Source organism: Saccharothrix hoggarensis (assembly GCF_052936025.1).
This window is the reverse complement of record NZ_CP193624.1, coordinates 7,337,411-7,350,900: the sequence shown is the minus strand read 5'-3', so window position 1 is coordinate 7,350,900 and position 13,490 is coordinate 7,337,411. Positions and strand designations below refer to the sequence as shown.

At 72.0% G+C, this 13,490-nt stretch carries 12 protein-coding genes; 7 read left to right on the top strand and 5 right to left on the bottom strand.

Annotation, left to right across the window (positions count from 1 at the left end; all coding sequences use genetic code 11):
• Window positions 1-165: 165 nt before the first annotated feature.
• From ACRAKH_RS33585 to ACRAKH_RS33575, 3 genes are read right to left on the bottom strand one after another with little or no spacing between them, the layout of a single operon-like run.
• Window positions 166-1,011, bottom strand: coding sequence for an aldo/keto reductase (locus tag ACRAKH_RS33585; protein ID WP_380723653.1), 846 nt, complete (start codon window positions 1,009-1,011; stop codon window positions 166-168).
• A gap of 44 nt (window positions 1,012-1,055) precedes the next feature.
• The gene (locus tag ACRAKH_RS33580) at window positions 1,056-2,021 is read right to left on the bottom strand and encodes a pentapeptide repeat-containing protein (protein WP_380723654.1); all 966 of its coding nucleotides are present in this window, start codon (window positions 2,019-2,021) and stop codon (window positions 1,056-1,058) included.
• Between the two features lies 1 nt (window position 2,022).
• On the bottom strand, window positions 2,023-3,138 hold the full coding sequence (locus ACRAKH_RS33575) for a pentapeptide repeat-containing protein (RefSeq protein WP_380723655.1): 1,116 nt from the start codon (window positions 3,136-3,138) through the stop codon (window positions 2,023-2,025).
• 146 nt (window positions 3,139-3,284) lie between these two features.
• Here ACRAKH_RS33575 and ACRAKH_RS33570 point away from each other — a divergent pair, with 146 nt between their 5' ends.
• The 3 genes from ACRAKH_RS33570 (at window position 3,285) to ACRAKH_RS33560 (ending at window position 6,975) form a co-directional block, all read left to right on the top strand.
• On the top strand, window positions 3,285-4,106 hold the full coding sequence (locus ACRAKH_RS33570) for an SAM-dependent methyltransferase (protein ID WP_380723656.1): 822 nt from the start codon (window positions 3,285-3,287) through the stop codon (window positions 4,104-4,106).
• Window positions 4,107-4,202: 96 nt separating this feature from the next.
• The gene (locus tag ACRAKH_RS33565; RefSeq protein ID WP_380723657.1) at window positions 4,203-6,362 is read left to right on the top strand and encodes a putative bifunctional diguanylate cyclase/phosphodiesterase; all 2,160 of its coding nucleotides are present in this window, start codon (window positions 4,203-4,205) and stop codon (window positions 6,360-6,362) included.
• A 247-nt stretch (window positions 6,363-6,609) separates the two neighbouring features.
• Entirely contained in the window at window positions 6,610-6,975 is a 366-nt protein-coding gene (locus ACRAKH_RS33560) for a hypothetical protein (protein WP_447009520.1), read from the top strand.
• Between the two features lie 30 nt (window positions 6,976-7,005).
• Here ACRAKH_RS33560 and ACRAKH_RS33555 read toward each other — a convergent pair whose 3' ends face one another.
• Together ACRAKH_RS33555 and ACRAKH_RS33550 are read right to left on the bottom strand one after the other, a co-directional pair.
• A complete protein-coding gene (locus tag ACRAKH_RS33555) occupies window positions 7,006-8,028 on the bottom strand; it encodes an alcohol dehydrogenase catalytic domain-containing protein (RefSeq protein ID WP_380723659.1) in 1,023 nt (340 codons plus the stop codon).
• The gene (locus tag ACRAKH_RS33550; protein ID WP_380723660.1) at window positions 8,025-9,872 is read right to left on the bottom strand and encodes a glycoside hydrolase family 15 protein; all 1,848 of its coding nucleotides are present in this window, start codon (window positions 9,870-9,872) and stop codon (window positions 8,025-8,027) included. The genes ACRAKH_RS33555 and ACRAKH_RS33550 overlap by 4 nt, the downstream gene beginning before the upstream one ends.
• Window positions 9,873-10,016: 144 nt before the next feature.
• Between ACRAKH_RS33550 and ACRAKH_RS33545 the strand changes: the two genes are divergently transcribed.
• From ACRAKH_RS33545 to ACRAKH_RS33530, 4 genes are all read left to right on the top strand, one after another.
• On the top strand, window positions 10,017-10,619 hold the full coding sequence (locus tag ACRAKH_RS33545) for a DUF3558 domain-containing protein (RefSeq protein WP_380723661.1): 603 nt from the start codon (window positions 10,017-10,019) through the stop codon (window positions 10,617-10,619).
• A gap of 106 nt (window positions 10,620-10,725) precedes the next feature.
• Window positions 10,726-11,118, top strand: coding sequence for a transcriptional regulator (locus ACRAKH_RS33540; RefSeq protein WP_380723662.1), 393 nt, complete (start codon window positions 10,726-10,728; stop codon window positions 11,116-11,118).
• Window positions 11,119-11,152: 34 nt separating this feature from the next.
• On the top strand, window positions 11,153-12,511 hold the full coding sequence (locus ACRAKH_RS33535) for a PPE domain-containing protein (RefSeq protein WP_447009519.1): 1,359 nt from the start codon (window positions 11,153-11,155) through the stop codon (window positions 12,509-12,511).
• Between the two features lie 75 nt (window positions 12,512-12,586).
• Complete coding sequence (locus ACRAKH_RS33530) at window positions 12,587-13,393, top strand: ESX secretion-associated protein EspG (protein ID WP_380724106.1); 807 nt, start codon at window positions 12,587-12,589, stop codon at window positions 13,391-13,393.
• The last annotated feature ends 97 nt before the right edge of the window (window positions 13,394-13,490 follow it).

The following is a 13,490-nucleotide window of genomic DNA, read 5'->3' as shown; positions in this document are numbered from 1 at the left end:
AGCGCCCGGCCGCGTGCCACCGCCAGTCCCACCCGCGTGGAACAGCCGAGGACGTCGGCGTGCGCTGACGGGTGTGCGTCGCCATCCACACCCCCGTTCGGTCCGCGGTGCCGGCACGTCTGCCTGATCGTGCGGCCATCCGCGCCGTTCCGCATCCGGGGGACGTCACCCGTCCAGACGCGCCAGGTCCTCCTCGGACAGCTCGAGGTGCACGGCGTCGGCCGAGTCGGAGATGCTCGCGGGCCGCGACGAGCCGGGGATCGGCACCACCTGCGGCGCCTTGGCGAGCATCCACGCCAGGCACACCTGCTGCGGGCTGACCCCGTGCGCGCGGCCGACCTCGGAGAACGCGGCGAACCGCGCGCCCAGCTCACCGGCCGAGCCGATGCCGCCCAGCGGGCTCCACGGCAGGAACGCGATGTCCAGCTCGGCGCACAGCTCCAGCTCCGGCTCGCTGGACCGGAACGCGGGCGAGAACTGGTTCTGCACGCTCGCCAGCCGGCCGCCCAGCACCTCGTTCGCCTCCCGGATCTGCGCCGGGTCGAAGTTCGACACGCCCGCGAGCCGGATCTTGCCCTCGTCCAGCAGCTCGGCCAGCGCGCCCACCGACTCGGCGGTCGGCACGTCCGGGTCGGGCCGGTGGAACTGGTACAGGTCGATCGCGTCCACGCCGAGCCGGCGCAACGACGCCTCGCACGCCGACTTCAGGTACTCGGGCCGCCCGTTCAGGCCCCAGCCGCCGCCGGGGGTGCGGGTGTGGCCGCCCTTGGTGGCGACCATGACGCCGTCGACGCCCTTCAGCGCCTCGGCGATCAGCTCCTCGTTGTGCCCGAAGTCGCGGTCGTCGGCCGAGTACGCGTCCGCGGTGTCGATCAGCGTCACGCCCTTGTCGAGCGCCGTGCGGATCGTCTCCAGGGCTTGGGCGCGCTCGGGGCGGCTGTCCAGCGACATCGGCATCGCGCCCAGGCCGATGGCGCTGACCTCGACTCCTCCGATCCGGCGGGTGAGCATTCCGCGTACCTCCGTGTGTGGTCGGTGCTCCGGACGGTCCGGTGTCAGTCTTGCCGCACCGGGTCCTGGAGGCCGGCCGGGACGTGGCCGGCGCCGGTCAGCCGCCACCCGGTCGGGTCGACGCGGAACGCGGTGTCGGCCAGCACCTCGAGGGCGCCGACCTGCTGCTCCGGCGGCTTCGGCGTCACGTGCAGGAACGTGCCGACGGCCGCGCCCGAGAGGTTCAGCTCGCCGTGGAACGCGGTGTCCTGCAGCGAGAGGCCGCCGTGGAACCTCGCCGCCCGGAAGTCCGCGCGGCCGTGGAACGCCGCGCCGGAGAACAGCGCGGGCTTGCTCAGCGAGACCTCGCGGAACGCGGTGATCCCGTAGAACTGGGCCCGCCGCGCGACGAGCCGGCCGAACCGGCGGCCCTCCAGCCGGAAGTGCACGAGCTTCGCGCCGGTCAGGTCGAGGTGGTACTGGGACTCGTCCGGGTCGCCGCCCCACGGCAGGAGGTCCGTGATCAGCCGTTGCGCGGTCATCCGGACCGTCATCTCGTGGTCCTGCTCGGGCGCCACGTCCCGCTCGGGCTTGCCGAAGAACGCCTGGTCGGGGTCCTCCGGCTTCTCGTCGATGGAGCCGTGATCGAACGGCCGGCGGAGGTAGGCGCACAGCACGCTCAGCACCGTCTGCTTGTACCTCGGCGTCGTCTGGGCGAGGCCCGCGAGCACGTGCATCGCGCCCACCCGCACCTGGTCGGCCTCGTTGCCGAGCAGTTCGACGGCGCGGGCGAACCGCTCGTCGGCGACCTTCTCGCTCTCCAGCTCGTGCCGCGCCTCCTCGGTGCGCCGCCGCCGGTCGTTCAGCCACAGCGCGTACAGCGCGACGATCGCGCCGCCCGCCAGCCCGCCGGTCTTGATCGCCTCCGCCTTCGGCTGCCTCGGGTCGACCAGCAGCAGGACCGCCGTCGTCGTCACCGCCACCAGGACCGAGGCGAGCACGCTCGCCACCAGCAACCCGCGTCCCCGCACGTCAGCTCCTGACCAGTCCGGCGCCGCCCTCGCGGCGCTCCACCACCCAGCCGTCGGGCAGCGCGTTCTCGTGCTCCAGCGACACGTGCATGCCGTGCGTGCGGGCCACCGCCGGTCGGGCGAGCGCCAGGTTGACGCCGGCCTCGAACCTGGCCTTCTCGAAGTCGATCGGCCGGGCGAACTCGCAGCCCTCGAAGTTCACCCGACCGAGGAACCGCGACTCGGCGAACTTGTTGCCGCCGAGGAACCTCGTCCCGGCGAAGTCCACGGTCTGGGCGGCGCTGAACCGGCTGAACCACGCGTCGCCGTGGAAGACCACGTGGTGCAGGTACAGCCGGCCGGGGCTGGTCGCGGCGGTGAAGTAGGCGTTGCCGTGGACGACGGTGTGGTGGAACGAGTTCGACTCGATCAGCCTGGCCGAGCGCAGCAGCAGCCCGCCGACCTGGCGCCGGGACAGGTCGAAGTACTCGAGGTAGGCCCTGGTCAGGTCGAGGTTGTAGCGGGGCGCGTCCGGGACGTCGGCCGGCGGCAGCAGGTCGGCGATCAACCGCTGCGCGGTGAGCCGCACCTCCAGCTCGCGCTCGTCGCGGTCCAGGCCGCCGTCGTCGAGCTCCTCCACCTCGAACGGCCGCCGCAGGTAGGCGCACAGCACGTCGAGCACGGTCTGGGCGTACTCCGCCCGCGAGCGCGCCAGGCCCGCCAGGGCGTGCATCGCGCCCACCCGGACCTGCTCCGCTTCGTGACCGAGCAATTCAACCGATCGGGCGAATCGTTCGTCGGCGACCCGCGACCGGTCGTGTTCGGCCCGCGCGTCCTCCAACCGCTGCCGGGCCACCTCGACGAGCTGCCGGTCCTCGTCGGTCCGCCGCCGCCGGTCGTTCAGCCAGAGCGCGTACAGCGCCACGATCGCGCCGCCCGCGAGGCCGCCGGTCTTGATCGCCTCGTTCTTCGGCGCACCGGGGTCTACCAGGAACAACCAGCCGGTGACCAGCAGGAACGCGCCGATGGAACCGGTGAGCGTCGGCAGCAGGAGGCTGCGCTCGCGCCGGTGCCGGACCACCAGCAGCACGGCGGCGGCCACCACGACGACCGCCCCGACGATCCACACGTGCTTCACAAGGCGGTCATTCTTCACGGTGATCAGTTCGGCGGAGGGCGATTCGGAACTCGCGGCAGACGGACGGTGTGCTAACTCACCGGATTGGCCCATGATGTGGGGGTCACCGCAACGGTGGGACACGAGTGGACGTCGAGGAGAGAACGGTGGACGGCGTGGAGCGGCCTACCTGGGCCCCGGGCGACATCGACCTGGGCCGCCCGAGCATCGCGCGGGTCTACGACTACTGGCTGGGCGGTGCGCACAACTTCGCCATCGACCGCGCCGTGGGCGACAAGGTCCTCGCGGACGTGCCGGTGCTCAAGAGCATCATCCTCAACCACCGGGCGTTCCTGCGGCGCGCGGTGCGGTACATGCTGGCGCGGGGCGTCCGCCAGTTCCTCGACCTGGGCTCGGGCATCCCGACCGTGGGCAACGTCCACGAGATCGCCCAGGCCACCGACCCCGGCGCCCGCGTGGTGTACGTCGACATCGACCCGGTCGCGGTCGCCCACAGCCGGGCCATCCTGACCGGGAACGAGCTGGTCGGCGTGCTGCAGACGGACGTGCGGGACGCCCAGCGCGTGCTGAAGTCGCCCGAGGTGGAGGGCCTGCTCGACTTCGACCGGCCGATCGGCGTGCTCATGGTCGCGCTGCTGCACTTCGTGCCGGACGCCGAGAACCCCGGCGGGATCGTCGCCGACTACCGGGACGCCCTGCCGTCCGGCAGCTACCTGGCGATCTCGCACGCCGGGTACGAGGAAGGCGAGTGGGACCCGGCGTGGGACGACGCCAAGAAGGTCTACAACAAGGGCGTCAGCGAGATGTGCTTCCGGCCCAAGCGCGAGGTGCAGGCCCTGTTCGACGGGTTCGAGCTGGTCGAGCCGGGGGTGGCCCGCTTGCCGCTGTGGCACCCGGAGTCGCCGGACGACGTGGACGAGGGCGCCGCGCACTTCCTCAGCTTCGGTGGCGTCGGGCGGAGGCCCTGATGAACGGCCGGGAAGCCGATCCCACGGACGGCGCAGCTGTCGACCTCGGTCGGCGACCGGCCGTATCCTCTCGGTTGTGGCGGTAGGCCGGCGGACATGACGGAACAGGTTGACCATCGGGTGGCAGCACCGGGCCGATCGAACCTCGACCCCGCCGTACTGGCCGGGGCGGAGGCGTTCGCCCGCACCTGGGCCACCGCGGTGATCGGCAGCAGCTACGTTCCCATGACCAGGGCCGAGGTCGCCGAGCACCTCCAGGCGTTGACCGAGGTGCTGGTCCACGCGCTGCACGCCAGCCCGTTCCGCACCGCGCCCGGCTACGAGATCGGCGCCCGCCTGGTCGAGGCGCACTTCACCGGCACCGACACGCTCGGCCGCACCGTGCAGCTGCTCGGCGACGACCTGCTCGGCGAGCTGGGCATCCCGCCGGACGAGCTGATGCGGTCGCGGCTGGCGGCGTTGCAGGGCGCGCTGGCCGCCGGGTACGCCCGCGCGCTGCGGGAGCGGACGCTGGCCGAGCAGGAGGCGATCCGCGCGGCCGTGCTGGACGCCCGTGACCAGGCCGAAGCCGCTCTGCGCGCGTCCGAGGCGCGGTTCCGGGCGATGTTCACCGAGGCCGCGATCGGCATCGGCATCGCGGACATCGAGGGCCGCATCCTCGACGTGAACCAGGCGTTGCAGGACATGCTGGGGTTCAGCGTCGAGGAGATGCGGCAGTACAACATCCGCGACCTGATGCACCCCGAGGACGGCGGCAGCGTCTGGCGGCTGTACGACCAGCTCACCGCGGGCGAGTGCGACCACTACCGGGCCGAGAAGCGGTTCCGCCGCGCCGACGGCGAGCAGGTGTGGACCCACCTCACCCTGTCGCTGGTGCGCGACGACCACGGCCACCCGCAGTACCAGGTGGCGATGATCGAGGACGTCACCGACCGCCACCTGCTGCAGAACCGACTGCGCTACCAGGCGTTGCACGACCCGCTGACCGGCCTGCCGAACCGGGCGCTGTTCCTGGAACGCCTCGGCCGCGTGTTCAACAACCGCGCCCGGCAGCGGGCCGGCCTCTGCTACCTGGACCTCGACGGGTTCAAGGTGATCAACGACAGCCTCGGCCACGACATCGGCGACCAGCTCCTGGTCGAGGTCGGCCGGCGGCTGGACCACTCGGTGTCCGGCGAGGGCAAGCTGGTGGCCCGGATGGGCGGCGACGAGTTCGTCATCCTGGTCGAGGGCTCGCAGGACACGCAGGACATCGTGGACGTCGCCGACCGCGTGCTGCGCGAGCTGGAGTCGCCGATCCGCATCGGCGGGCACGAGCTGACGGTGTCCGCGTCGATCGGCATCGTGGAGCGGGCGCTGGCCGGCACCACGGCCGCCGACCTGATGCGCGACGCCGACATCACGCTGTACTGGGCGAAGGCCGACGGCAAGTCGCGCTGGGCGCTGTACAACCCGGAGCGCAACGCCAAGGAGGTCGCGCGGTTCACGTTGTCCGCGACGATGCCGGCGGCGTTGGAGCGGGACGAGTTCTACGTGGACTACCAGCCGCTGGTGCGGCTGGAGGACAGCACGGTCGTGGGCGTCGAGGCCCTGGTCCGGTGGCAGCACCCGGAGTTCGGGCGGCTCGCGCCGGACCGGTTCATCGAGCTGGCCGAGGAGACCGGGCTGATCGTGCCGCTGGGCCGGTGGGTGCTGCGCAAGGCGTGCGAGCAGGCGCGGCGGTGGCTGGAGGAGTTCGGCGACGCGGCGCCGTTCGTCAGCGTGAACCTGGCCGTGCGGCAGTCGCGCGACCCGGAGCTGGTGCGGGACGTGAAGCGCATCCTGGACGAGTGCGCGCTGCCGCCGCACCACCTCCAGCTGGAGCTGACCGAGAGCGCGATCATGGGCACCGCCGACGAGCCGCTGGAGGCGCTGCGGGCGTTGTCGGACATGGGCGTGCGGATCGCGATCGACGACTTCGGCACCGGCTACTCGAACCTGGCGTACCTGAAGCACCTGCCGGTGCACGAGCTGAAGATCGCGGGCTCGTTCATGGAAGGCCTGCGCGCGGCGGACGAGGAGGACGCGGTGGACGTCCAGATCGTCTCGACGCTGGTCCAGCTGGCGCACGCGTTGCAGCTCGGCGTCACCGCGGAGGGCGTGGAGACGCCGGCGCAGGCCAAGCGCCTGCACCGGATCGGCTGCGACACCGGCCAGGGCTGGTTCTTCGCGAAGCCGATGAAACCGGAGTCGATCGACGAACTCCTCCGCCGCTAGGCGCCCTTCCGCACTTTTCGGGGTGGCGGTGCTCCGATCTTCACTCTTTCGAGTTAAACGGGAGCATCGCCTTGTGCTCACGGTAATCGGCGAGCACGCTTGACCGAGCGGTGAAAACGCACATCAACGGGGGCGACCGGTCGGTCGGTCGGCGGTGGGTCGTGTAAGGCCGAAATTCTTGCCGTTCACCTTGTCGGAACTCCCCGTCGGTGCTCACGATGCCCGATTCACGGAGGATGTGGGGGCAATGGACATTATCAACGCACGATTGACGGCTTCGCAGAACGGCGACCGGTGGACGCTCGTGACCAGCGTCACCGAGACGTTCACCCCGCAGGAGATCAGCGCGGGCTGGGAGTTCGAGGACTGGGCGTCCGTCTGGGAGTGGGACGACTCCGACCACGACTTCATCACGAACTTCGGCGTGACCAGATTCCGTCCGGCCTCGTTGAGGGAATCATTCTCGTGGACCTGGTCGAACGTGCCCGGAGATGTGCTCGACACGGAACTGGGCGGTGAAGAAATTCGCGTGCAGGTGTTCCTCCGGAATTTCTCGACCGGCTCCGCGGCGATCCACCGGTTCACCCCGATCCTGCAGATCTCGCCCGGCTAGGTCACGCCGGCCGCGTCAGCTCACGCCGCGTCACGTCAGGTCGACGACCACCTTCACGTCGTCCTCCTCCTTGGCCAGCGCGTCCGTGAACCGGTCGAGCGGCAGGCGGCGGGTGATCAGGCCGTGCAGCCACGGGCGGCTGGCCTCGGACAGCGCCTCGGCGGCCGCGCGGTAGTCGGGCAGGCCCGCGTTGACCGTGCCGACGACGGTCCTGTTGCCCATCACGATCCCGTCGAACACGCTCGGGTCCAGCGGCACGGGGTCGTGCTCGCCCGCGATGCCCGCCAGCACGGTCACGGACGCGCGGCGCGCGCACTCCCAGATCAGCGGCGCCACGCCGGTGCACTCGACGGCCACGTCGACGTCGGCGGTGACCTTGGCGAGGTCGGAGTAGTACGTCGCGCCCAACGTGGTGACCAGGTCGGGCTTGCGGCCGTCGGTGACCCGGTCGACCACGTGCACCTCCAGGCCCCGCTGCACGCCCAGCAACGCCGCCAGCAGCCCGATCGGCCCCGCGCCGGTGATCAGCACCGACCGGACGGGCAGGTGGGACCGCTCGGCGGCGGCCGACGCCCGGGCCCACGCCTTCGCCACCACCGACGCGGGCTCGGTCAGCACGCCCGCGTCGCCGAGCGTCGGGTCGAGCTTGACCGCGAACTTCGGCGGCACGGTCCACCGCTGCATCCCGTAGCCGTCCAGCTCCTTGATGCCGCGCTCGGTGTACTTGCCGTTGCGGCAGAAGTCCCACGCGTCCACCGCGCACGCCGCGCACGGCTCGGGGTCGGGCCGGCGCACCACGCCCGCGACCAGGTCGCCGGGCGCGAACTCCGGCGTGGGGCTGCTGATCACCCGGCCGAGCGACTCGTGGAACGGCACGATGGCATCGCGGCCGGGCGGCAGCACGCCGAACCCGTCGCGGATGATCTCCACGTCCGTGCCGCACATGCCCACCAGCAGGCCCTCGACCAGCAGTTCGCCCGGCCGGTCCGGGTCGGGCCGGTCCACCACCCGCGACGCCTCCGGCCGGCCGGGCACGACCTCCGCCGCCCTCACGCCGCACCGCCCCGGTGCCGCTCGTCGCGCGTGTGGCCGCCGTGCAGCACGGCCGCGCTGTTCACCAGCGCCAGGTGGCTGAACGCCTGCGGGAAGTTGCCGCACATCCGCCCCGTGCCCGCGTCGTACTCCTCCGCCAACAACCCCACGTCGTTGCACAGGTCGACCAGCCGGTCGTACATCGCCAGCGCCTCCTCGCGTCGCCCGGCCAACGCCAGCGCGTCGACGTACCAGAACGAGCACGCCAGGAAGCTTCCCTCCACACCGGCCAACCCGTCCACTTCGGACTCGCCGACGCCGGTCTCGTACCGGTCCACCAGGTCGCCCCGCTTGAGCACGCCCGCGATGGCGTCGATCGTGCCGAGCACCCGCGGGTCGTCGCCGGGCAGGAAGCCCACCGCCGGGATCAGCAACGTGGCCGCGTCCAGCTCCGTGCCGCCGTAGTACTGGGTGAACGCGCCCAGCGACTCGTTCCAGCCCTTCGCCAGCACCTCCGCGTGCACGGTGTCGCGCAGCTCGCGCCACCGGGCCACCGGTCCGGGCAGGCCGAACTCCTCCACCGCCCGCACCGCCCGGTCGAACGCCACCCACAGCATCACCCGCGAGTGCGTGAAGTGCCGGTCCGGCCCGCGCACCTCCCACAGCCCCTTGTCGGGCCGCTCCCACACCTTCTCCAGGTGCCGCATCATGCCGCGCTGCATGGCCCACGAGTCCGGCGTCTCGCCCAGCCCGCGCTCCCGCGCCAGGTGCAGGGCGTCCATCACCTCGCCGTACACGTCGAGCTGCAGCTGCCGGTAGGCCGCGTTACCGATCCGGACCGGCCGCGCGCCCCGGTAGCCCGGCAGCCAGTCCACCTCCCACTCGACCAGGTGCCGCTCGCCGCCGATCCCGTACATGATCTGGAGGTCCGCCGGATCGCCCGCGACGGCGCGCAGCAGCCACTTCCGCCACGCCAGCGCCTCGTCCGTGCAGCCGAAGTTGTCCAGCGCCAGCAACGTGAACGTCGCGTCGCGCAGCCAGCAGTACCGGTAGTCCCAGTTGCGCTCGCCGCCGAACGTCTCCGGCAGCGACGTCGTCGGCGCGGCCACGATCCCGCCGGTCGGCGCGTACGACAGGCCCTTCAGCGTGATCAGCGACCGCCGCACGACGTCGGCGTGCGGCCCGTCGTACCCGATCCGGGACGACCAGGCGAGCCAGAACGCCTCCGACCGCGCCACCTCGGACAGCGCGTCCACCGGCGCGGGCGGCTCGTCGGGCGAGTAGGCGAACTCCATCACCCAGGACAGCCGCTCGCCGGCGGAGACCGTGAACACCGCCTCGTGCGCCCGCTCGCCCGGCACCCGGTACGGCAGGCGGTCGCCGTACAGCGCGACGGCGGACGGCCCGGCCACCGCGAGCACGCACTCCTGCCCGTCCCGCTCCGCGCGCCGCACCCACGGCACCGAGTCGGCGTAGGCGAACCGCAGCACCCACCGCAACGTCATCTCGACCTGCCCGGACACGCCCTCCACCACCCGCACCACACGGGTGTCGGCGTCCCAGTGGTCCTGCTCCGGCGGCATGGTGTCGATCAGCCGCACGGCGCCGTCGACGGTCTCGAACTCGGTCTCCAGCACCAGGCTGCCGTCCCGGTAGGACCGCCGCACCGACACCACCTCGCCGGTCGGCGCGATCCGCCAGTGGCCGTCGTCCTCGGTGCCGAGCAGCCGCGAGAAGCACGACGGCGAGTCGAACCGCGGCATGCACAGCCAGTCGATCGACCCGTCCACCCCCACCAGTGCCGCCGTCCTCAAGTCCGACAGCAGCGCGTAGTCCTCGATCCGTCCCGGTCCGGTGTCTCCCACCCCGACGAGGCTACGGTCCCGCGCCGCGCCGTGCGCATCGTGAAGGCGGCGTCGCGCGGGCGGCCCGGCGCGATCTTCGCTTCCTCCCCGCCGGTTCCGCGGCAATCGACCTTGTGGGTGACCCCGATCCGATACGTTGGCCCCATGCGCCGTGTCGTGCCGCTCATCGCCGTCCTGGCCCTGCTCGGGGGCTGTTCGCAGACCACGGACGGGTCCGCGACCCCCGGCGACTCCGGGTCCACGTCCACCGGGCGGACGTCCGGGTCGGACGAGCCGACGGGCTCGCGCGAGCCGTCCGGGCAGCCGTCGGAGCAGCAGTCGAAGCGCCCGAAGACGATCGACATCTCGGCGCTCGACCCGTGCACGCTGTTGACCGACGCCCAGCGCGCGGAGTTCGGCATGGACCGCCCGCCGCGGCTGGAGGACGAGGCCGACAAGCCGGGGTGCAGCCTCAGCCGCGAGGACCGCAAGTTCTCCATCGGCATCTACCTCAGCCGCACCCAGGGCATCGAGGTCTACACCGACCCGCCCCGGCCCGGCGCGACGACGTTGGAGGTCGGCGGCTTCCCCGCGGTGATGGTGGAGGCGGACACCAGCCTCGGCCTCGGCTGCTCGATGATCCTCGACGTGGCGGACGGCAAGTCCGTCGACGTGATCGCCCACAGCCTCGGCGACACCGACGTGAAGGGCCTGTGCCAGGTCGTGCAGCCCATCGCGGGCGCCGTGATGGCGAACCTGAACAAGTAGAACTACCTCTTCGCAGAGGGAACCGCTGACCCGCGTCACGCATCAGAGCTAAAGTCGTCCCGGATGCACACGCTGGGGTTTGTGCAGCACTGAGGAGGGGTGTGCCGTGTTCATCGCGGATGGTGGTGGTGGGGGATCGACGCCTGCGACGCTGCCCGACTACAGCGGGTCGCAGCGGAAGCTGAGCGTCGAGCCCTCGGCGATCCCCGCCACTCGCAAGGTGTTCTCGGACGCGCTGGACAAGCTCGACGAGAAGTTGACGCGGGTGTTCGGCCAGCTGGAGGCCAGGGCGTGGGCGGGCGACCCGGTCAGCTCGGAGACCGCGGAGCGGTTCAACCAGCGCACGTTCCAGGAGGGCGACTCGGCCGGTCTGGCGGCCCTCAAGGCATACCGCGAGCAGCTCAAGGGCGTGGTGGACCAGCTCACCGCGATCGAGGCCGACTACCGGCGCGTCGAAGGCGACAACACCGCGTCCTGGGGACGCGTCAACAACGGCTGACCTGTGACCAACGCACCCGAGGGGGGCGAGCACGATGGGTGATCACCGCTGGCGCGGGTATACCCACCCCGATCTGCACCGCATGATCAACGAGGGGCCGGGCGTGGCCGCGTCCCGTCCGCTCGAGGACTCCTGGAAGGCGTTGTCGGAGACGCTGACCGACATCGACGCCTCCATCCAGGACGGTCTGGCCAAGCTCGGCGCGAGCTGGGAGGGCGAGACGGCCGACCAGACCACCACCGCGCTGTCGCCCCTCGCCGCGTGGGCCGCCGACGCCCAGCAGGGCTCCAGCACGATGGAGACGTCCGCCCAGCTCCAGGGCGAGTACATCGTGGACGCCCGCAAGGAGATGCCCGAGCCGGTCCCGGTCACCACCGAGGCGCCGTCCACCGGGGACAAGGTCCTCGGCGCGCTGGGCGGCCCGTTCGGCATGATGCACGTCATCCAGCAGCAGCAGGACCACGAGCGGCAGGAAGCGGCGCAGGACAACGCCGAGGCCAAGGCCGTCGAGGTGATGAACAACTACCAGTCCAGCAGCGAGTGGAACGCCGACACGCTGGGCACGTTCGTCCCGCCGCCGAAGGTCGTCATCGACACCCCGCCGCCGGCCGGCGCGGGTGAGTACAACAACACGACCGTGAACCCGACCACCACGCCGACGTGGACGCCGCCGCCGTCGGAGAGCGGCACCACGAAGACGTCGTGGGCGCCGCCGCCGACCGGCACCCCGGTCGCGCCGCCGCCGACGTTCACCGGCCCGACCGGCACGACCGGCACCACGCACACCTCGTGGGTGCAGCCGCCGACCGGCACGCCGACCCCCGTGCCGCCGCCGGTCAACCCGCCCGTGAACACGCCGGTCAAGCCGCCCGTCATCGGCACGCCGCCGATGTGGACGCCGCCCAAGCCGCCGACCACGACCACCTCGGTCCCGCCGAGGGGTCCGTCCGTGCCCACCGGTCCCGGTCGTCCCGGCGTGCCGACCGGTCGCGTCCCGGGCATGCCCGGCGTGCCCGGTGGCCCCGGCGGTCCGGGAGGCCCCGGCGGCCCCAACGGCATGCGTCCCGGCATGCCCGGCCCGGGTGGCATGCCCGGTCCCTGCGGGATGCCCGGTGCCGGCGGGATGCCCGGTGGCAGCAACGCGGCCGGCCTCGCCGGTCGTGGCGGCGTGCCGGGCGCGGGCGGTTTCGGTCCGGGCGCCGGCGGCCCCGGCGCCGCGGGTCGTCCCGGTGCGGTCGGCGCGGGCATGGCCGGTGGGATGGCCGGCGGCCAGGGCGCCAACGGCGAGGACGACATCGAGCACAAGGTCGCCGACTACCTCGTCGAGACGACCGACGTGTTCGGCGACGACCGGCTCGTCGCGCCGCCCGTGATCGGGGAAGTGCCGCAATAGTGTGAACCCTCCGGTGCACGGGCCCGCGTCGACCACGGCGCGGGCCCGTGTCCGGCGTTCAGGACGGGGATTTCGGTGACGTACTTCGGGGGGCCCGCGGAGCGGGAGCCGATCACGCTCTCCGCCGAGGAGTTCGACGTGCTCTGGGAGCGCCTGGACCTCGGGCAGATGCCGCTGGTCATCAAGGTGCCGTCGCCGGGCAAGACCCACGCGGAGCGCGCCGAGCTGGAACGGCGGGTCTGGCACGGCATCGCCGCGCGCGGGCTCGGCGGGCCGACCGGCCTGCACTCCGAGCTCGACTACCTGCTGCGCCTGTTCAACCGGCCGGAGCGCGAGGTCGACGGCCGGGTGTGGATCGGCAAGAGCGTGCGGGTGCTGGCCGTGGCGAACGGCGACTACGGCGCCGTGGCGACGTTGACCGAGAACCGGCTGGAGTTTCGGCGCGCGGCGGGCAGCGGTCTGGCGTCCGCCGTGCTGGGAGCGCTGCCCGCGCACCCGGCCGGCACCGGGCACTCGGTGACCATGCCCAGCGCCGACCTCGAAGCGGCGGTGAAGAAGTCCGACGGTTCGCCCAAGAGCCTCGAGAACTCGTTGCGGGAGCACGGCGTGCGGCAGGAGGACGCCACCACGCTGGTGAAGATGTTCACCGGGCTCGTGCACACCGGCAACTTCGGCGCGGCGGCCCGTGACAAGTACGGCAAGCGGTGCCGCCCGGACCGGGTCGTCGCGTTCTTCGACACCGAGGAAGGCCGCTACCTGCAGCAGCGGCGGGCGTCGAACGGCACCGAGCCGTGGAGCACGTTCACGCCGACTGACTCGCGGCGGTTGACGCACCAGGTCGAGGAACTGCTCGCGGAAGCCGTGCGCGCCGCGAAGCTCTGAAACCTTCGCTGTACCTCGTTTTTGGCAGTTTTCGTCCTTTGTGGACTTTGCGGGCCCGTCCGGTGGGACGCTGGGTGCGTGGTCGGCGTTAACCTGA

What these genes read in the sequence shown, in the direction of transcription:
- ACRAKH_RS33585 (WP_380723653.1), bottom strand. Translation starts at nt 1,011, where the DNA reads ATGCTCACCCGCCGGATCGGAGGAGTCGAGGTCAGCGCCATCGGCCTG.
- ACRAKH_RS33560 (WP_447009520.1), top strand. Translation starts at nt 6,610, where the DNA reads ATGGACATTATCAACGCACGATTGACGGCTTCGCAGAACGGCGACCGG.
- ACRAKH_RS33535 (WP_447009519.1), top strand. Translation starts at nt 11,153, where the DNA reads ATGGGTGATCACCGCTGGCGCGGGTATACCCACCCCGATCTGCACCGC.
- ACRAKH_RS33545 (WP_380723661.1), top strand. Translation starts at nt 10,017, where the DNA reads ATGCGCCGTGTCGTGCCGCTCATCGCCGTCCTGGCCCTGCTCGGGGGC.
- ACRAKH_RS33565 (WP_380723657.1), top strand. Translation starts at nt 4,203, where the DNA reads ATGACGGAACAGGTTGACCATCGGGTGGCAGCACCGGGCCGATCGAAC.